Genomic DNA, 18,585 nt, shown 5'->3' with positions numbered 1-18,585 from the left:
CGGCAGGACCTCCGATAAAAAATGGATGGACCCGCGGCTCTCAACAGATCGAGCGCGTCCGTCCGAAAAAAGTTCGCGACCCTGAAGGGTCAAGCGACTCGGACATCCGCCGGCTTGCCAGTAGCGCTCTAGTCAGTCAGCGCACTCGGTAAGTACCACAATGACTTCCGGCGGCCGCGTGGATTTTCCACCGGTTCGACCGACCGAGCACACCTCGGACCCGAGTGCGGACGGTGTTCCGAGCAGGAGTACAACCTCACATGGAATCCGAACAGGACAACGCGGAACAGACGACACAGGACCAGGCAGCTACCGCGGAACAGCAGACCCCCGCCGAAACTTCGGTGGCGGAAACCCCCGCGGAACAGCCCGTTCTTGAGCAAACCCCGACCGAACCCCAGGTAGACACCCAGGTTGACGACGAGCCCGAAATGCTCCCGCAGCCCGCCGGCACTGACGTGGCCGACGACTCGGCCGACTCCCAGGCTGACGCGCCGTCGCAGACTGAGACGCCTCAGACCGAAACGCCGGATGCCGAAACGGTAGCCCCCGAGACGGATCAACCTGCTGACGCAAGCGAGAACACCTCGGTCGAGTCGACCGATGCGCAGCAGGCCTTGACGGACGAATCAGCGGAATCGCAGGTCGAGTCCGAGACAATCGAGGAGTCGGCTGCCGACACGTCGCCCAGCAGCGAGACCACTGGGCCGGAAAACTCAAAGGTTGAGACCACTGAGTCGGAAAACTCACAGGCTGAGACCACCGAGGCTGACGCCACTGACGCCATTGAGGCTCAGACCCCGGGTACTCAGGACGCCGAGGTCACCGAAGCCGCCGGCCAAGAAACCTCCGAGCAGACCAACAACCACGAGACCGAAACCGAGACCTCCGAATCCGAGGCCTCTGAAACCGAACCGTCCTTCGGTCTGGGCGCCGGCCTGATGTTCCACGCACCGGATCCGGATGAGATCCGCGCTGCCGCGGAGGCCGCGACCGCTCGTCAGCGCGAGGCCGCCAAGGAACGCGATAACCAGCGTCGCCAGTCGCGCCAGCAGGACGACGATGATGCGGACGAGGACGATTCTTCGGGCAATGTGACGAGCCGTCGCAGGCGCCGTCGTCGCCGCGGTGACGTGGACATGGAACTCGTGGACGAGGCCGACGGCACCGTCACCCGCGTCCGGGCCCCGCGCGTGTCCGAGAGCGGCGCCGGTGAGGTGACCGGTCTGAAGGGTTCCACGCGGCTGGAAGCCAAGAAGCAGCGGCGTCGTGAATCGCGCCAGTCCGGGCGTCGCCGCCACGTGATCACCGAGGCAGAGTTCCTGGCACGGCGCGAATCGGTCGAGCGCAAGATGCTCGTGCGTCAGAAGGAGGACCGGATCCAGATCGGTGTCCTTGAGGACGGCGTGCTGGCCGAGCACTTCGTGTCCCATACCCAGCAGGATTCGCTGATTGGCAACGTGTACGTGGGCAAGGTGCAGAACGTGCTGCCTTCCATGGAAGCGGCGTTCGTCGACATCGGCCGGGGCCGCAACGCCGTGCTGTATGCGGGCGAGGTCGACTGGGACGCTGCCGAGCTGGGCAACAAGCCCCGCAAGATCGAGAACGCACTCAAGTCCGGAGACTCCGTCCTGGTGCAGGTCACCAAGGACCCCGTGGGCCACAAGGGCGCTCGCCTGACCAGCCAGGTCTCCCTGCCGGGCCGCTACCTCGTGTACGTGCCGGGTGGTTCCATGACCGGTATTTCCCGCAAGCTCCCGGACGTGGAGCGACAGCGCCTCAAGAAGATTCTGAAGGACCGCTTACCCGAGGGTGCGGGCGTGATCGTGCGCACCGCAGCGGAAGGCGCGTCCGAAGAGGAACTCACCAACGACATCAACCGGTTGCGCTCGCAGTGGGAACAAATTCAGGAGAAGGCAGGGTCCACCAAGACCCTGGCCCCGGAGATGCTCTACGCGGAGCCGGATCTGACCATCAAGACCGTGCGCGACGTCTTCAACGAGGACTTCACCGCCATGGTCGTCCAGGGCGAGCAGGCCTGGGACAACATCGAGGCCTACGTGACCTACGTGGCCCCGGACCTGTTGGACCGCCTGCAGCAATGGACCGAGGATACGGACCTGTTCGAATCCTTCCGCGTGGAGGAGCAGATCCAGAAGGCCCTGGACCGCAAGGTCTATCTGCCCTCCGGCGGTTCCCTGGTGATCGACCGCACCGAGGCCATGACCGTGGTGGACGTCAACACCGGTAAGTTCACCGGCTCCGGCGGCAACCTGGAGGAGACGGTCACCAAGAACAACCTGGAAGCTGCCGAGGAGATCGTCCGCCAGCTGCGGTTGCGCGATATCGGCGGCATCATCGTGGTCGACTTCATCGACATGGTGCTCGAGTCCAACCGCGAACTCGTGCTGCGTCGCCTGGTCGAGTGCCTGGGCCGAGACCGCACCAAGCATCAGGTCGCCGAGGTGACCTCCTTGGGTCTCGTGCAGATGACGCGTAAGCGCATGGGCACCGGCCTACTCGAGGTCTTCTCGGAGCCCTGCGAGGCGTGCGCCGGCCGCGGTGCGATCGTGCACGACCACCCGCTCAAGGGTCGCGCGGGGGATTCCGCCCCGGATCACCGTAATAACCGCAACGAGCGCAAGCGCTCCAAGCACAAGCAGCAGCACCAGGGTGGCCAGCAGAGCAACCAGCAGGACAAGCCCAAGAACTCCGGTAACGGCGGCAACAACGGATCGGACAACGGCAACGAGGGCAACGACCAGGAGTCCAAGGCCCGCGCGGAAGCCGCACGCAACGCGCTGGCCAGTATCGCTGCAGCTTCCCAGCACGACGACGACGCCGCCTCGGGTCACCAGGGCGGCGACCAGTCCGGCGAACGCTCCGGTGGTAAGGAACAGACGCCGGATCAGGGCAAGGATCAGTCTGGTTCCCAGGACCACGGTGATCAGGACGGCGATCGTCGCCGCAAGAAGCGTCGCGGCAAGCGCAGCCGCGGCCGCGCTCAGTCGGGCCAGGACAGCCAGGGCAACGATTCGCAGTCGAAGGATGCCTCGGATTCGGACGGCCAGGATCGTGACCGGGGTTCGGAGGACAAGGGCGAGAACCAGTCCTCGAGCCTGACCATTCACGGTGAGGTCATCGAGCTGCCGCACGGCGGTGGTTCCCCGGAGGACCAGCCGGAGAGCGGTCAGCAGTCGCTGACGCTGGACTCGTTGACGGCAGCGTTCACGGAAGCGCCCGCGCAGGACTCTTCCCAGGAACAGCCCACGCGAGGTAATCGCCGGAGCCGTTCCCGCCGTGCCCAGCGCGGAGCTACGCATGAATCCCGACAGGGGAGCGAGCAGTCCACGGCGGAATCCGCTGAGACTGCAGACTCCTCCAAGCAGTCCGGCTCAGAGCAGAAGTCCGGTGCGCCTGCACAGTCTTCGTCAGGACAGTCAGCGGGGGCTTCTGCTCCGAAGCAGGCGGCGTCACGTCAGGGCGCGGCACCCGCCGCCACCACGGAGACCAAGCCGGCCACGCGGCGTCGTTCGCGCCGTGCTTCCGCACCCACGGCCGCACCGGGAACGGCGAGCGTGCAGAAGCACGAGCCGGTCAGCTCCACGGGCACCGTGAAGCGGTTCACCGCCGACGCGTCCAAGCAGGACGCGCCCAAGTCCTCCTCGCAACCCACCGTGGTGGGCGTGGGCGTGAAGGCCGCGAACATGAAGATGACCGGCGGTTCCAAGGACTGACACCGGGCACCAGCTCCGGGATATGACATGCCACAGGGCCGCGGGGGATGAGAACCCGCGGCCCTGTGGCATGATGTGTATCACTGACACGGGGTGCCGCACGAGCGGCTGAGATGACACCCGTTGAACCTGATCTAGCTCGTACTAGCGAAGGGAATGTCGTGACTACTGCGCATTCTGATTCTTTGACCGTGCCCCGCGTGCTCTCGATTGCCGGGACGGATCCGACCGGTGGTGCCGGCCAGGCCGCGGATCTGAAATCCATTGCCGCGATGGGCGGTTACGGCATGAACGTGATCACCGCGGTGGTCGCCCAGAACACCACCGGCGTGATCGACATCCACACCCCGCCCGTGCACATCCTGCGATCCCAGCTTGAGGCCGTCAGCTCCGACGTCACCCTGGATGCCGTCAAGGTGGGCATGCTCGGATCGGTCGAGGTGATCGACACCGTCCGCGACTGGTTGGCCGCCGTGAAACCTCCGGTGACCGTGGTGGACCCCGTGATGGTGGCCACCGCCGGCGGCCGCTTGCTGCGGGCTGAGGCCGAGACGGCACTCATGTCATTGTTGCCCCTGGCCGATCTGATCACCCCCAACCTCCTGGAGCTCGCGGTGCTGGCCGATGCCCCCACCGCAACCACGTGGAGTGAGGCGCTAGAACAAGGACGATTCGTAGCCGAGAGGTTCGGCGCACGTGTGCTCGTCAAGGGCGGTCACCTGCCCGGGTCACGAACTCCCGACGCGCTGCTCGAACCGGGCCGCACCGAGCCGGTCGTGACGTTCGACGATCCTCGGGTGGCGACCTCCAACACTCATGGCACCGGGTGTTCGCTGTCCTCCGCCATTGCCACGGTGGTGGCCCGCACGGGGGGCTGGGCGGGGGCGGTGCGTACGGCACGCGCGTGGCTGCGCGGTGCGCTGGCACACGCGGACAGCCTGCACGTGGGGCACGGCAACGGTCCGGTGCACCACTTCCATCACGTCCAGGCCACCTTGCAGGACAGCCAGTCCTGTGAACGCTTCACGGATTCCCTGTGGCGCGACTGCGCGGGTGTGCGTGGTGACATCAACGAGTTGGAGTTCATCACCCAATTGGCGGACGGTTCGCTGCCGTTCGAGACGTTCGAGTGGTACATGGATCAGGACATGCAGTACCTGGACGTGTACTCCCGGGCCCTGGCTGCGTTGGCCGCCGCGGCGCCGTCGGAGACCGAACGAGAATTCTTCGCCGGGGGAGCGGCCGAGGTCGTCACCGTGGAGTCCGCCCTCCACCGCGCTCGACTGGGTGACGCCGAGCCCCTGCCGCCCTCCGAGGTGACCCGCACCTACACGGACTTCCTGTTGGCGGCCACGGGCAGTGAGCCCTACGCCGTGGGTGCTGCCGCAGTACTCCCGTGTTACTGGCTCTACGCGGCCGTGGGGAGCGCGCTCACCCAGAAGGCTCGTGTTGCCGGGCTGGACCCGCACCCGTACGGGGATTGGCTGGCCACCTACGACGCCCCCGATTTCCAACTGGCCACCGAACGCGCCCGCGATATCGTGGATCGTGCCGCCAGCGCCGCGGATCCTGTGACCCGGCAGCGCATGCGGGACGCGTTCATGCGTGCGTGCGAGCTGGAACTGCGGTTCTTCGCGGAGCCCGTTCGACGCGCCGAGGCGCGCCCGTTTGCCGTAGCTTCCACGCATCGGGTAGTCTAGATTTTCGGTGCCGGGTACCGACGTGCGTGTGGTCCGTTAATTCCACCCCGTCAGGCGGCACATTCGGGTTCACCTCCTGTTCGATGCGAAAGCCACGCGAGGCGCGGTCAGTTCTGACCGCCGCGACGTGATGTCTCGACATTCGTGGTCCTCCAGGTGTGTTCCCGTCCTTACACGTAGTCCATAGATGTCGAGAGAAGTGAGTTCCCAAGTGGTGTACGCGATTGTCCGCGCAGGCGGCCGCCAGGAGAAGGTTTCCGTTGGAGACCTCGTGACCCTTGACCGCGTCGCCGGCGAGGCAGGCAGCACCATTCAGCTTCCTGCACTGCTGCTGGTCGATGGGGACAAGGTCACCTCCGATGCCAAGACCCTGGCCAACGTCAAGGTCACTGCCGAGATCATTGAAGACCTTCGCGGTCCCAAGATCTCGATCATGAAGTACAAGAACAAGACCGGGTACAAGAAGCGTCAGGGCTTCCGCGCCGAGCTGACGACCGTCAAGGTCACCGGCATCGACGCCTGAGTCACCCCGTCCCGTCAATTTTTAAACGAAGGTAGGCACACACCATGGCACATAAGAAGGGCGCGAGCTCCACTCGCAACGGTCGTGACTCGAACGCTCAGTACCTGGGCGTGAAGCGTTTCGGCGGTCAGACCGTCAGCGCCGGTGAGATCCTGGTTCGCCAGCGCGGCACCCACTTCCACCCGGGCCTGAACGTCGGCCGCGGCAAGGACGACACCCTGTTCGCCCTGTCCGCCGGTGCCGTCGAGTTCGGCACCCGCCGCGGTCGTCGCGTGGTCAACATCCAGATCGCCGAGTAATTATCTTTCGGACCCCAGGGTCCACCCGCTTTCCACTGGTATCCCGTGGACGGCGACCACTAAAGGGTGGGCGCGATACGCGCTCACCCTTTAGTCTTTACAATTAGAGGTGTTCGCTGTGCATTCACGGCAGCGTAGGCACCGAGGACTTTAAAGGAGCCCCGTGGCCAGTTTTGTCGATCGAGTCATCGTGCACGCTACTGGCGGCAATGGCGGTCACGGTTGCGTGTCCATTCGCCGTGAGAAGTTCAAGCCGCTCGGTGGACCTGACGGTGGCAACGGTGGAGATGGCGGTTCCGTGATTCTTCGCGTGGACGGCCAGTCCACCACGCTGCTGGGTTTCCACCATTCACCTCACCAGAAGGCTCCCAATGGTGAGCCCGGCAAGGGTGATCTTCGCCACGGATTCAAGGGGCAGGATTTGATTCTGTCCGTTCCCGATGGGACGGTGGTGAAGGATCGGCAGGGGAACGTGCTGTCGGACCTGCTGGGCGAAGGTACAGAGTACGTGATTGCCAGCGGTGGTCACGGCGGTCTGGGAAACGCCGCACTGTCGTCCCAGAAGCGCAAGGCTCCCGGCTTCGCTCTGCTGGGTACACCCGGTGCGGAGCAAGAGGTCGAACTCGAGCTGAAGTCCATTGCGGACATCGCGCTGGTGGGTTTCCCCTCCGCCGGTAAGTCGAGTTTGATCGCCGCCATGAGCGCGGCCCGTCCCAAGATCGCGGACTACCCCTTCACCACATTGGTTCCCAACTTGGGTGTGGTGCAGGCCGGTGACACGCGGTTCACCGTGGCGGACGTTCCCGGTCTGATTCCCGGAGCCTCCCAGGGTAAGGGATTGGGACTGGAATTCCTGCGCCATGTGGAGCGCTGCGCGGCACTCGTGCACGTGATCGACTGCGCCACGCTGGAGCCCGGACGTGATCCGCTCACGGACCTGGACGCGTTGGAGGCCGAGCTGGCCCACTACGCCCAGGACATTCAGGACGACGCCCAGGACACCGTGCCGTTGACCGAGCGCCCCCGCATGGTGGTACTGAACAAGATCGACGTACCGGAGGCCCGTGAGCTCGCGGACTTCATCCGCCCGGATCTCGAGAAGCGCGGTTACCGCGTGTTCGAGGTCTCCACGGCTTCCCACGAGGGCTTGCGGCAATTGGGCTTCGCGATGGCGGAGCTCGTGGCGGAGTCCCGCACGGAGAATGCACCCGAGGACGCCGACGAGCAGACCCGAGTGGTCCGTCCCGAACTGGTGCGCAACCGCCGTGGAGAGCATCGCAAGGGCTTCAGCATCTCCCGCGATGATCGCGGCGGAGAGCCGCTGTGGCACGTGCGCGGTGAGAAGCCCGAACGTTGGGTGCAGCAGACAGATTTCAACAATGACGAAGCCGTGGGGTATCTCGCGGACCGTTTCGCCAAGCTGGGTATCGAGGACGAACTGTTCCGTACCGGTGCCCGTCCCGGTGATGCAGTGTTGATTGGCCCTGAAGACAATGGCGTGGTCTTCGATTGGGAACCCACCATGGTGGGAGGCGCGGAGCTGTTGGGCGGCCCGCGCGGTACGGACTTGCGGTTGGACGAAACGAACCGTCCCACGCGTCGTGAGAAGCGCGAACAGTTCTACGACCGCATGGACGCGAAGGCGGAGGCTCGCGCCGAGCTCGAAGCCGAACGCAAGGCAGGTGTCTGGACCGAGTCCGTGGACCAGGCACGTAGCCGCCAAACTGATCAGCGTCGAAAGGATCTCCCCGAGCATGAGTGAGAAAACGACCACCGAAAAGATTGACGTCGCAGCTGTCGAACAGGATGCGGCCAAGTCGGCCATGCAGTTGAGCACGGAGAACCGCGGAAAGAACCGCCGGTCTCCGATCACCGAACGCGCCCAGCTGCCCCAGGCACGACGCGTGGTAGTCAAGGTGGGATCGTCTTCGCTGACCTCAGTCGAGAACTCCATTGACGAGAACGCGCTCCGCAGCATTGTGGACGCACTCGGCGGCGCGAAGGCTCGTGGCACGGACGTCATTTTCGTGTCCTCGGGTGCCATCACCGCCGGCCTGTCACCGTTGGGCCTCGCCAAGCGCCCCAAGGATCTCTCCACCAAGCAGGCCGCGGCCTCCGTGGGGCAGGGCCTGTTGATCTCGCGCTACACCGATTACTTTGCCCGTTACGGCATCACCGTGGGCCAGGTGCTCGTGACGGCGGAAGACCTCATGCGTCATTCGCAGTACAAGAACGCGCACCGTCAGATCGAGCGTCTGCTGGACCTGGGCATTCTGCCCATCGTCAACGAGAACGACGCCGTGGCCACTCACGAGATCAAGTTCGGCGACAACGACCGCATCGCAGCGCTGGTGGCGCACCTGATCAAGGCCGATGCGCTGTTGCTGCTCTCCGACGTGGACGCCCTCTACACCAAGCCGCCCAAGGACGGCGGCGAACGCATCGCACGCATCGACGACCCGATCGCTGACCTCGAGGGCGTGGAGATCGGTTCCGTGGGTCGGGTGGGCGTTGGCTCCGGCGGCATGGTGACCAAGGTGCAGGCCGCGCGTATCGCGGCGGCGTCGGGCATCCCCGCCCTGGTGACCTCGGCGGGCAACATCAACGAGGCGCTGGCCGGCGAAGACGTGGGAACCTGGTTCTCCACCACCGGCGGTCGTCGCAACGTGCGTTTACTCTGGCTGGCACACCTCGCTGACATCAAGGGCACGCTGACTCTCGACGACGGCGCTGTGGAAGCCATCCGCGGTCGCCGCTCCTTGCTGGCCGCGGGCGTCAACGCCGTCACCGGCAAGTTCACGGCGGGTGACCCCGTGTCCATGGTCGACAAGGAGGGCGACGAGGTTGCCCACGGTCTGATCAACTACGGCTCGGACGAAGTGCCCGGCATGCTGGGTAAGCGCACCGATGAGCTGGGAGACGAGTTCGGTGAGGAATTCGCCCGCGAGTTGATCCACGTGGACAACCTGGTCACGCTGCGTCCGCGTTCCGCCAAGACCAAGCTCAAGCAGAACCCCGCAAAGTAACCCGGGCAGAAATTTACGAGAAGTACGCTGATGCAGGCGCCTCCCAAGGGCGCCGCACCGACCAACATCCAGGAGGACTCTTGGCCGAGAAAGACACTTCAGGACTGACCGCACAAGAAACGTTTGGCGAAGACCCCGTGGTGGGCGTCGGCCTCATGGCCGACGACGCGCGCCAGGCTGCTCGAGGACTCGCACGAGCTCCCCGAGCGTGGAAGGACCGTGCGCTGCTGCTCATGGCTCAGCGCATCGAAGAGCGATCCGACGTCATTCTCGAGGCGAACGGCAAGGATCTGGAGCGCGGACGAAAGAACGACACGTCGCCGGCGCTCCTGGACCGTCTCAAGCTCGATGCCGCCCGCATCAAGGGACTCGCCGACTCGCTGCGTGAACTGGCTGCGTTGCCCGATCCGGTGGGTACGATCGTGCGCGGCCAAATCCTGCCCAACGGCCTGCGGATGCGTCAGATGCGCGTGCCCATGGGCGTGGTCGGCGTCATTTACGAGGCTCGCCCCAACGTGACCGTGGACATTGCAGGCATCGCCGTGAAGTCCGGCAATGCCGCCATGCTGCGCGGTGGCTCCGCCGCACTCGAGTCCAACCGTGCACTCGTTGGTATCCTGCGCGACGCACTGACCGATGCTAAGCTCCCCGTGGACAGCGTGCAGACCGTGGATGACTACGGTCGCGACGGCGCCAACGCTCTGATGGGTGCTCGCGGCAAGGTGGACGTGTTGATCCCGCGCGGCGGTCGAGGACTGATCCAGTCCGTGGTCAAGAACGCCACCGTGCCGGTCATCGAAACCGGTGAGGGCAACGTGCACGTGTTCATCGACGAGTCCGCCACCCCGCAGATGGCCGAGAAGATCGCCGTGAACTCCAAGACGCACCGCACCTCCACGTGCAACTCCGCGGAGACCCTGCTGCTGCACTCCAAGGCTGAAGCCAGCAAGCAGGTACTGGCGGCCCTCGACAAGGCCGGCGTGAAACTACACGTGGACGAGCGTGCGGCACAGTTGCTGCCCCCGGGTTCGGACCACCTGCAGGCCACGGAGGAGGACTGGGAAACCGAGTACCTGGGCATGGAAATGGCCGTGAATGTCGTGGACTCCCTGGACGAGGCGCTTGAGCACATCGCCAAATACTCGACCGGTCACACCGAGTGCATCGTGACCAACGATCTGACCAACTCGGAGCGCTTTGTCGCGGAAATCGAGTCGGCGGCCGTGATGGTCAACGCCTCGACGCGATTCACCGACGGTGGTCAGCTGGGTCTGGGAGCCGAGATCGGCATCTCGACTCAGAAGATGCACGCGCGCGGCCCCATGGGCTTGGAAGAGCTGACCACCACCAAGTGGGTTGTCCAGGGTGACGGCCACGTGCGCTCCTGACAAGTACCATGTAATCAACCGCCCCCGGGCGGATCGCACTGTTGACACCGGAACCGCCCGGTAGCAGAAGGGAAACCGCACAGACATGTTGCACCTGTTGAACAACGCCGCTCTGTCCGCCGAAGAAGGCGGACACCATGTGGTGAACGAACTGCCCATCCCCACGGAGATGTTCGGCGTGATCGCGTTCATCTTGTTCATCCTCATGTTGATCGCCACGGTTTCCTTCTCTCCTCGCGGCAAGAGCCCGGAGATCGGCCAATACGAGGACCCGTCGGAACTGCCCGCCAACGAGCGTGCAATGATCAACGACCTCAATTCACCGCGTCAGCACTGAGCCGTCGGTAATTCTGACTGCGTGAATCCGATCGATTCTTCAGCCGTGGCTGAAGGCACCGAATTGCACATCCCACCGCGCCAGCCGGGTAAAACCCGGCTGGGCGTGATGGGTGGCACCTTCGACCCCATCCACCACGGTCACCTTGTGGCGGCGTCCGAGGTCGCTTCGGTCTTCGACCTGGACGAAGTGGTCTTCGTGCCCACCGGTCAGCCGTGGCAGAAGGCCGGTAAACAGGTCTCGGACGCCGAACACCGCTATTTGATGACGGTGGTCGCGACCGCCTCCAACCCTCGCTTTACGGTGTCCCGTGTGGACATCGACCGCGATGGCCCCACGTACACCATTGACACGCTGCGCGATCTGTCGCGGCAACGGCCGGATGCGCAACTGTTCTTCATCACCGGTGCGGATGTCATGGGGGAGATCCTCACATGGAAGGGCACGGACGAGCTCTGGAACCTGGCGCACTTCGTGGGTGTCACTCGCCCGGGGCATGAACTGGCCGCGCCGGTGGGATCATCCAGCGTGTCCCTGTTGAACGTTCCCGCCATGGCGATCTCGTCCACGGACTGCCGCGCTCGTGTCGAAGAGGGAAAGCCCGTGTGGTACCTGGTGCCGGACGGTGTGGTGCAGTACATCAACAAATACGGTCTCTATGTCCAGGACGAGAACACGTCGACCACTTCCTTGGCGACCGTCGAGCGTGGTGCTGAGAACGGACATCAAGAAACCAGCAGGAGCATGACGTGAGTGAGCCTCGTTCCGAGAAGAACAATCCCGAGAATTCCGGGGATCAGCAGGAACCGGTCACGACCGGATCGGCCAGCTCCGACCCAAACGAGGAACGAGCCGACTCCAAGGTGGCTCCGTGGACCTCTGAAGTTCCACAGGTGGCCGGCCCGGCGCCCATGATCGAACTGGACGCCCCCGTGAATTCTGGCCCCGTCAAGCCGTTGGGTCCCCGTCGGCTGGCCAGGTTGCAACGCGAAATGGCCGCCCACGCTCAGGAGATCCAGAAAGCGGAAACGGCCAACTCCGGGGAAGTGGATCAGGACCTGCTCCTGAAGCAGCAACGGTTCGCGGAATTAGCTCTGCGTGCCGCCGCGGCCAATGAACAAGATCGGCAGGATGCCCAGGCAGCCCTGCGCGCCGCGGACGCCCGACAGGGCGGCAGTACGCAGTCCGGCGTTTCTGCTGCTGATTCCACCACGACCGGGGGTGAGGAGACCATTACGGTGTCCTTCCCGCAGTCCGCGACAATCGGATCATCGCTGGCTGCAGATCCGTTGACGGTGGATCCAGGGCAGTTCCCGAGCTCGCCGCTCGCCCAGACTTCCGGCCCGAACACGGTGTCGATCAGTCTGGTACCCAAGGCCCCAGCTCGGCCCGGGACCAAGGCGGCCGCTGCACCGGCGGCAGCGGCGGAGTCTTCGGAAGACCGAGCTGCACCGCGGGACGAACCTGTGCGAGCGGCGTCGTCGCCCCAGGACCGTGCCGTCGATGCCGCGGCCGTGGGCGATACCAAGCCTGCACCCCAGCCCGAACGCGAGCACTCAAGCGAGGTCAAGGCACTGCCTGTGGCGACCCCCAGCGCACCGGAACCGACGCCCTCGGAGCAGGTCAGCGCGCCCGGCACGCCCGTTCGCGCCGTGGACGCCCAGGGGCTGGAACTGCTCGAACCCAACGATTACAAGCAGAAATCGGGCCCGCTCGTTCCGCTGCTCGTCCTGTTGTTCCTGGTCATTGCCGCACTCATCGCGGTACTCATCATCTTTGTGCTCTAATCCCAAAACCTCTGAAAGGACTCACAACTCTGTGACTGCATTCCCCGAATCTGTCGAGATCATTCGCGCCGCCGCCCTGGCCGCGGACGAGAAGAAGGCAGAGAACATCGTGGCGTTCGACGTCAGCGATTCCTTGGCGATCACCGACGCGTTCATGGTCGCCTCCGCGCCGAATGAACGACAGGTCTCCGCGGTGGTCGACGCCATCGAGGACAAGCTCATCCAGGAGCACAAGGTCAAGCCGTTGCGCCGCGAAGGCCGCGGAGAGGGCCGCTGGGTCCTGCTCGATTTCGGCGACATCGTGATCCACGTGCTCCACGACGAGGACCGCGCCTTCTACGCCCTCGAGCGGCTCTGGGGTGACAGCCCCAAGATCTCCCTGAACCTTCCCGAGCAGGCGGCCACCTCGAATGCCGACGCCGCTCCGGGCACCTCCCACGCCGAATAACGGCTTGGTATCCGGGCGGCCACGCGGGGGCAAACTCGATTTGCACGGCGGGTAAATGACTGTCTAGGATAAATGCGTTGCCCACGGGGAACGCCACAGAATATGTACGAACAACCGCCAAAGGTTGGGCGTGACGACTGTGGTAAAGTCTTCGAGGTAAAGCACGGGGCTATGGCGCAGCTGGTAGCGCACCTGCATGGCATGCAGGGGGTCAGGGGTTCGAGTCCCCTTAGCTCCACAAGTGAATATCCAGAAATGCCCCGCCTGATGGCGGGGCATTCTGCATTTCCCGGAATATCCCGCGTCCGGGTTATCAAAGCTTGAACTGTCACCCTGATCCGGGATGAACAAGCCGGCTCTCGTAGGCCAGGACCGCCAACTGCACGCGGTCGCGCAGGCCGAGCTTGGGGTTATAGGCCAGAAACGTGGTGCTGGTTCGGGTGTGTCGGGGGTTTAGGGGTGGTGCCGTCCGGCCCATCCGGCTCTGTCCCAGAGGCCTTCTTCGGCGGTGGTAGCGGTGTCGTAGAGGGCCGGTCCGACTTCTTCCTCGGCATCCTCCGTGGCCGTCATGGGTGGCTGGTAGTGGTGGTCTTCGATCAGGTGATGGGCCGGGCTCGGGTTCTGACTGTTGAGGTAGAGAAACCATTCCACGGCCCGTTTGGCGTGGTCTTCGCTTAGTCCTCGGTGATGGTGGAGCACCAACCGGATACCGGCGTTGATTCCGCCCTCGAGCTGGTTAGTGCTCGAGGCGACCTCAAAGTCGAGGTCGTGGTCGAGGTAGGTGAACAGCTCGTGGTGTTGGGCGCATCGTTCCAGCAGCGTGTAGGCCCTCCTGACCCGGTCATGGGTGTACCAGGATTTCTGCCCGGCGCGCACCCATCGTGGTAGCGGCCCGTGGTGGTCTTGCCGGTGGGTGCGGGCGTAAATGAAGCCGTGATGACGGTGATGGAAGTCCGCTAACGCGGCCAGCCAGGCGGCGGCCTGGGCGGTGGTGGTGATCTTGGTCAGGGACAGTGATAGGCGTCGTAGCTCTCGTCCGGGCCCGGTGCGGGGCCGGGTGCTGAGCTAGGTGCGCACGTTGCGTTGGAGATGAACCAGGCAGCGTTGGACCCGGGTGTGGGGCCAACAGTATTTCCTGGCCGCGATCAAACCGGGCCCGCCATCGTGGATGACCACGGTTGGGGCGGGGATCTGGGCCAGTAGTGCTTCCCAGGCGGGGCGTTTTTCGGTATCGCACCACTGGTAGCCGATCACCCCGGTGGGGCTGAGAGCGATCAAACAGCACCAGGAGCCGATATAGATCCCATCGAGTTGGACCTGGTCGTAGATCTCACCGGTGATCGGGATCTGCGGGCTGATCGACCAACACCACTGGATGCGGCGTCGGAAAGAACGGGCGCTGATCCCGGCTCGTTTGCCTGCCTGGGCTTGGCTGTCTTTACCGATGAGCCATGGAAGGAACGCCTCGAGTTCGTGGCGGCGGGCCACATCACGGCGCCGGCGGGTGGTGGAGGTCGTGGCCCGGCAACCGGTGCACTTGAATCGTTGGGCTCCCGCGGCGGTTTTCCCGTTCTTTTTCAGCGCCCCGCCGCACAGATCACATACCTCAGAAGATGCAAGCATCCTCCCTGGATATACGCCTCAGAGTATGAGCACCCCGATTTCCCCGCGCCATTACAGGCAACCAGGACCACACAGCACCACGTTTATGACCTATAACCCCGAGCTTGGCGAGCAACCGCGAGACGTAGGTCTTCACCGTTGCCTCACTGAGAAACAGGTGACTGGCGATCTCGGCGTTAGACATTCCGGTCGCGACCAGCCGCAACACGTCGGTTTCGCGCCCTGTCAGTGCAGGCAACGCCACGGCCCGTGAGGGCACCGGCGCGAACTGTTCGAGCAGCCGGCGTGTCACTTGTGGAGCGAGCATCGCCTCACCCTGCGAGACAATCTCCACGGCCCGTACGAGGTCGGCCGGGCGCAGATCCTTGAGGACAAAGCCGGACGCCCCGGCCCGAACGGCGTCGTAGACGTACTCGTCCAGATCGAAGGTGGTGAGCACCAGCACCCTGGTGGAGGGTTGCTGCGCCACGATCCGGCGGGTGGCCTCGATCCCGTCCAGGCGCGGCATTCGGATATCCATCAGCACGACATCTGGCGACAGGGTCCGAGCGCGCTCAATGGCCTCGACCCCGTCGGAGGCTTCCCCGACGACGTCAAGACCCGATTTCTCCAGAATCAGCCGGAAACCCTCCCGGAGCAGCTCCTGGTCGTCGACGATTAACACCGAAATAGTCATTGTGGCCCCAGGGGCAGAACGGCATCCACCAGGAAGCCGCGAGTATCCGACGGCCCGGCGCGTAAAGACCCCCCGTAGAGCTGAACCCGTTCTCGCATCCCGATCAGGCCGTGACCCTTACCGGAGGTCTGAGCCACGGCCATCCCGTCGTCATGGACCCCCAGGTGCAGCGCACCCCCGGCGTAATCGACAATCACCTCGATCGACGAGACCCCCGACGCATGTTGCCGTGCGTTGGTCAACGCCTCCTGGACGATCCGATAGGCCGCAAGGTCAATCCCCGCCGGGAGATCCCTTGGCGTGCCACGCACCTCGAAGGTGACCGGAAGACCATTCGCCCTGGCATCGTGCACGAGCTGTTCGACCGCAGACAGCCCCGGCTGCGGGACGCGCAGGGCGGTCTCGTCCTGGTCCCGGAGCATCGTGACGAACCGCCTCATTTCAGCCAGCGCGTTGGCCCCGGTGCTGCGAATCGTCTCCAGCGAGCGGCGGACATCATCCTCGTCATCGGTGACGAGCTGGGCCGCACCGGCCTGGACCACGATTACGCTCATTGCGTGGGCCACCACGTCGTGTAGCTCCCGCGCCATCCGGGTGCGCTCCTCGAGGATCGCTGTGGTGGCCCGGGCCGTGGCTTCGACCTCAGCATCGATTGCCCGTTGCCGAGCTTGCGCAGCCTGGTTTGCCATCACTCGCTGCCAGGTTCCGAGGGCGTAGGCGCCGAAGAGGGCACTCCAGTGAAAGACGATCTCGTCCGGGTCCTGCAATTCCGGCACTAGCAGGTCGCCGAGCAGCATCGTGCCGATGATCAGGGCTGCCCCGAGGTAGGGCTCCCGGTACTTTCCGTGGCGGGCCACCGCGAAGGTCGTCAGCACCATCGGGACGAACTGTCCGTAGAACAGGAGAAAGGTCACCTCGGCGATGTGCAGGCCGCTGAACAGCACGAAGGTCACGCCGGCCGCAATCAATGGACGGGTGCGGCGCACCACCATGGCCGCCGCCACGATCACCACCTGCGCCGATGACAACCAGAGGTTCCCGCCCCCGGCTCGGGAAGCGAACGGGACCCAGATCTCCATCAGGCCGACAAGGAGCACCGCGAGGACGATCATCAGATCTACGATCCTGGGCCGGTGCCGCTCCATGAGTTAACGGTAGGCGAGATGTGTGCGCGTGGCGTCATCCCACGGATGACAATAGTCGCGACTTGTGGCCGATGACGGGCGGGTCCAGCTGCGGTGTGCTGGAGACATGAACAAGAAACTGCGACTTCTCGTCGCCGCAAGTCTCGTACTCTTCGCATTGTTGTCGGCCGTGTGGACGCTGCTATTACCGGACCACTTCGCGGATCCACACGACGGTTTGCTTGCCGTCGCTGATGCAGGCGGCACCGCCCGGATCGCAGTTCTGGCACTGTCTCTCAGCCAACTCGCCTGCATAATTGCCTTCGCCGGTGTCGCGGCCTGGTTATATCCGACCAGCCCCAAGCTGGCTACGATCGGCGGCACGCTCACCGTGCTCGGCGGTTTTGGTCACGCTGTGTTCAGCGGAGCCGAAATGGCCCGTCAGGTGATGGCGGTCGATCCTGACGTCAACGCCTTGGTGGCCGGCCAGCTGCAGTCTTTTCCACCTTTGATGCCGTTCATGATGGTCGGTTTGATTGGCACGGTGTTGGGCCTGGTACTGCTCGGCATCGCCCATCTCCGTTCCGGTGCTGCACCACGATGGACCGGGCCGGTGCTGCTCGCGTTCGTCGTTGTCGAGTTCGTTGGCAGCAACTTCACACAGTGGGAAACCTACCTGTCCGGGCTGCTCCTGCTCGGTGCTTGTGCGGGTCTGGTCGTGGGGCTGCTGCACGAAACACGTCCGATGCCAACGAGAGGGGACCGGGTCCCGAGCAACGTCACTGTGGGTTGAGGGAATCCTCAGTACGATTGAAATTGAGAGAAGGGCCCCGCCTGATGGCGGGGCAGTTCTCTATTTCAAGGTAACTCCGCGTCCAGTTCGTTAGGGGTGCGTAGACACCGTTAGAATCGCTCCATGCCGACCCGACGTACGGGGGACGGCTCCCTTTCTGTCACCGCTCGCGTTGCGCTCGGCGCTGCTCTCGTGTTGGCAACGGGAACTGCTCTTTCCCCCCTCATGTTCTCCCTCGATCCCGGTGAAGAACCCACCGCTGTCAGCTGCACGACCTACGGTCTTGCGGCCGATGACCCGCGCGCTGAACCCACGCAGATCATTGATGCGAGCTTTCGGGCGGGCAGCACCTATTCCGCCGCGGGAGAACTCGGGGAGATGGCTCAGACCTTCACTCACAACGGTCTCACGGGGCAGTATCACGTGATTGACGGAGGCGTGAACACGAACAAGCCCGTCGGACTGGTGATGCACCTGCATGGCGACGGCGCCAGGGAATACCACGATCCCAGCGGCCGAACCACGTGCCTGGCCGCCGTGGCTGCATCCCACAATGCATTGCTCGTGGTGCCTCGCACACCGGACAGGGTCCAGGAGCCCACCTGGTGGGAAAACCTCAAAGGTAACCGCGACTGGCTGACGTCCCTGGTGAAAGATCGGATCCTGCAGGATTACCCCGTGGACCGGAATCGCATCACCTGGATGGGTTATTCGGGTGGCGCCGAAATGCTCAGCTACGGCATCCTCGCCGGACCACGAGATCTGGTGACCCAGGGTGCTGCCCTAGTCGGCGGCGGGGGAGCCCCCGAGGCCCTCGATAAAGCTGCCACTGAGTCTCAGCTGGAGAACATGCCGCTGTGGTGGGTCACGGGTGAAAAAGATGACGGTTCCACCAAATCAGCGCCGTTTGACGCATTGAGTGCAGCGGTGTCGGGTGCGGATTTCTATGACGACAAGGGTTTCGAGCAAGTCGATCTGGAAATCCTGGACGGTCATGATCACTACGACATGCCGGACGCGCGCATCCTGGACGACTTGATGAAGGCCGCTCGGGGCTGAGATCCGGTCGCAATTACTGAATCGTTTTTCACGTAAATTGTTGTCTGACCTGCTGCGATGTACGG

Annotated in this window: 17 protein-coding genes, 1 tRNA gene and 1 riboswitch; of the genes, 14 read left to right on the top strand and 4 right to left on the bottom strand. The window is 64.1% G+C overall.

Going from position 1 to position 18,585, the window contains the following annotated elements; genetic code table 11:
* Window positions 1–260 precede the first annotated feature (260 nt).
* The 12 genes from RF638_RS11815 (at window position 261) to RF638_RS11760 (ending at window position 13,483) form a co-directional block, all read left to right on the top strand.
* On the top strand, window positions 261–3,737 hold the full coding sequence (locus tag RF638_RS11815) for an Rne/Rng family ribonuclease (RefSeq protein WP_368842105.1): 3,477 nt from the start codon (window positions 261–263) through the stop codon (window positions 3,735–3,737).
* A 79-nt stretch (window positions 3,738–3,816) separates the two neighbouring features.
* Window positions 3,817–3,911: riboswitch (TPP riboswitch) on the top strand.
* Window positions 3,899–5,437, top strand: coding sequence for a bifunctional hydroxymethylpyrimidine kinase/phosphomethylpyrimidine kinase (locus RF638_RS11810; RefSeq protein WP_259915738.1), 1,539 nt, complete (start codon window positions 3,899–3,901; stop codon window positions 5,435–5,437). It overlaps the preceding riboswitch by 13 nt.
* A gap of 211 nt (window positions 5,438–5,648) precedes the next feature.
* Window positions 5,649–5,960 carry a 50S ribosomal protein L21 gene (gene rplU, locus RF638_RS11805; RefSeq protein WP_095798212.1) on the top strand — a complete coding sequence of 104 codons (312 nt, stop codon included), beginning with the start codon at window positions 5,649–5,651 and terminating at the stop codon, window positions 5,958–5,960.
* 44 nt (window positions 5,961–6,004) lie between these two features.
* Window positions 6,005–6,259, top strand: coding sequence for a 50S ribosomal protein L27 (gene rpmA / locus RF638_RS11800; RefSeq protein ID WP_095798211.1), 255 nt, complete (start codon window positions 6,005–6,007; stop codon window positions 6,257–6,259).
* Between the two features lie 163 nt (window positions 6,260–6,422).
* Window positions 6,423–8,021: a GTPase ObgE gene (gene obgE, locus RF638_RS11795; protein WP_368842104.1), complete on the top strand. Its 1,599-nt coding sequence runs from the start codon at window positions 6,423–6,425 to the stop codon at window positions 8,019–8,021.
* Window positions 8,014–9,285: a glutamate 5-kinase gene (proB, locus tag RF638_RS11790; RefSeq protein WP_095798209.1), complete on the top strand. Its 1,272-nt coding sequence runs from the start codon at window positions 8,014–8,016 to the stop codon at window positions 9,283–9,285. The genes obgE and proB overlap by 8 nt, the downstream gene beginning before the upstream one ends.
* A gap of 80 nt (window positions 9,286–9,365) precedes the next feature.
* Entirely contained in the window at window positions 9,366–10,673 is a 1,308-nt protein-coding gene (locus RF638_RS11785; protein WP_095798208.1) for a glutamate-5-semialdehyde dehydrogenase, read from the top strand.
* Window positions 10,674–10,758: 85 nt separating this feature from the next.
* Entirely contained in the window at window positions 10,759–11,010 is a 252-nt protein-coding gene (locus RF638_RS11780) for a hypothetical protein (RefSeq protein WP_095798207.1), read from the top strand.
* A 45-nt stretch (window positions 11,011–11,055) separates the two neighbouring features.
* A complete protein-coding gene (nadD, locus tag RF638_RS11775; RefSeq protein ID WP_254049386.1) occupies window positions 11,056–11,763 on the top strand; it encodes a nicotinate-nucleotide adenylyltransferase in 708 nt (235 codons plus the stop codon).
* On the top strand, window positions 11,760–12,797 hold the full coding sequence (locus tag RF638_RS11770) for a hypothetical protein (RefSeq protein ID WP_095798205.1): 1,038 nt from the start codon (window positions 11,760–11,762) through the stop codon (window positions 12,795–12,797). The genes nadD and RF638_RS11770 overlap by 4 nt, the downstream gene beginning before the upstream one ends.
* A gap of 31 nt (window positions 12,798–12,828) precedes the next feature.
* On the top strand, window positions 12,829–13,245 hold the full coding sequence (rsfS, locus tag RF638_RS11765; protein WP_259915747.1) for a ribosome silencing factor: 417 nt from the start codon (window positions 12,829–12,831) through the stop codon (window positions 13,243–13,245).
* A gap of 165 nt (window positions 13,246–13,410) precedes the next feature.
* A tRNA-Ala gene (locus RF638_RS11760) sits at window positions 13,411–13,483 on the top strand.
* A 215-nt stretch (window positions 13,484–13,698) separates the two neighbouring features.
* Here RF638_RS11760 and RF638_RS11755 read toward each other — a convergent pair.
* The 4 genes from RF638_RS11755 to RF638_RS11740 form a co-directional block, all read right to left on the bottom strand.
* Window positions 13,699–14,121, bottom strand: coding sequence for a hypothetical protein (locus RF638_RS11755; protein WP_368842103.1), 423 nt, complete (start codon window positions 14,119–14,121; stop codon window positions 13,699–13,701).
* 189 nt (window positions 14,122–14,310) lie between these two features.
* Window positions 14,311–14,868 carry a transposase gene (locus RF638_RS11750; protein ID WP_368842102.1) on the bottom strand — a complete coding sequence of 186 codons (558 nt, stop codon included), beginning with the start codon at window positions 14,866–14,868 and terminating at the stop codon, window positions 14,311–14,313.
* A complete protein-coding gene (locus tag RF638_RS11745) occupies window positions 14,852–15,544 on the bottom strand; it encodes a response regulator (protein WP_368842101.1) in 693 nt (230 codons plus the stop codon). The genes RF638_RS11750 and RF638_RS11745 overlap by 17 nt, the downstream gene beginning before the upstream one ends.
* Window positions 15,541–16,689 carry a sensor histidine kinase gene (locus tag RF638_RS11740; RefSeq protein WP_368842100.1) on the bottom strand — a complete coding sequence of 383 codons (1,149 nt, stop codon included), beginning with the start codon at window positions 16,687–16,689 and terminating at the stop codon, window positions 15,541–15,543. The genes RF638_RS11745 and RF638_RS11740 overlap by 4 nt, the downstream gene beginning before the upstream one ends.
* Window positions 16,690–16,795: 106 nt before the next feature.
* Here RF638_RS11740 and RF638_RS11735 point away from each other — a divergent pair, with 106 nt between their 5' ends.
* Window positions 16,796–17,461, top strand: coding sequence for a hypothetical protein (locus RF638_RS11735; RefSeq protein WP_368842099.1), 666 nt, complete (start codon window positions 16,796–16,798; stop codon window positions 17,459–17,461).
* A 123-nt stretch (window positions 17,462–17,584) separates the two neighbouring features.
* Entirely contained in the window at window positions 17,585–18,520 is a 936-nt protein-coding gene (locus tag RF638_RS11730) for a hypothetical protein (RefSeq protein ID WP_368842098.1), read from the top strand.
* Window positions 18,521–18,585: the final 65 nt, after the last annotated feature.

The sequence above is a fragment of the Kocuria sp. CPCC 205235 genome, from assembly GCF_040980905.1.
Lineage (GTDB): Bacteria > Actinomycetota > Actinomycetes > Actinomycetales > Micrococcaceae > Kocuria > Kocuria carniphila.
This window is presented reverse-complemented; position numbering and strand designations above follow the sequence as displayed.

Coding starts and splice junctions, on each gene's coding strand:
- proB (WP_095798209.1), top strand. CDS start 8,014: ATGAGTGAGAAAACGACCACCGAAAAGATTGACGTCGCAGCTGTCGAA.
- RF638_RS11745 (WP_368842101.1), bottom strand. CDS start 15,544: ATGACTATTTCGGTGTTAATCGTCGACGACCAGGAGCTGCTCCGGGAG.
- RF638_RS11750 (WP_368842102.1), bottom strand. CDS start 14,868: ATGCTTGCATCTTCTGAGGTATGTGATCTGTGCGGCGGGGCGCTGAAA.
- RF638_RS11740 (WP_368842100.1), bottom strand. CDS start 16,689: ATGGAGCGGCACCGGCCCAGGATCGTAGATCTGATGATCGTCCTCGCG.
- RF638_RS11730 (WP_368842098.1), top strand. CDS start 17,585: ATGCCGACCCGACGTACGGGGGACGGCTCCCTTTCTGTCACCGCTCGC.
- RF638_RS11780 (WP_095798207.1), top strand. CDS start 10,759: ATGTTGCACCTGTTGAACAACGCCGCTCTGTCCGCCGAAGAAGGCGGA.
- rpmA (WP_095798211.1), top strand. CDS start 6,005: ATGGCACATAAGAAGGGCGCGAGCTCCACTCGCAACGGTCGTGACTCG.
- RF638_RS11815 (WP_368842105.1), top strand. CDS start 261: ATGGAATCCGAACAGGACAACGCGGAACAGACGACACAGGACCAGGCA.
- RF638_RS11735 (WP_368842099.1), top strand. CDS start 16,796: ATGAACAAGAAACTGCGACTTCTCGTCGCCGCAAGTCTCGTACTCTTC.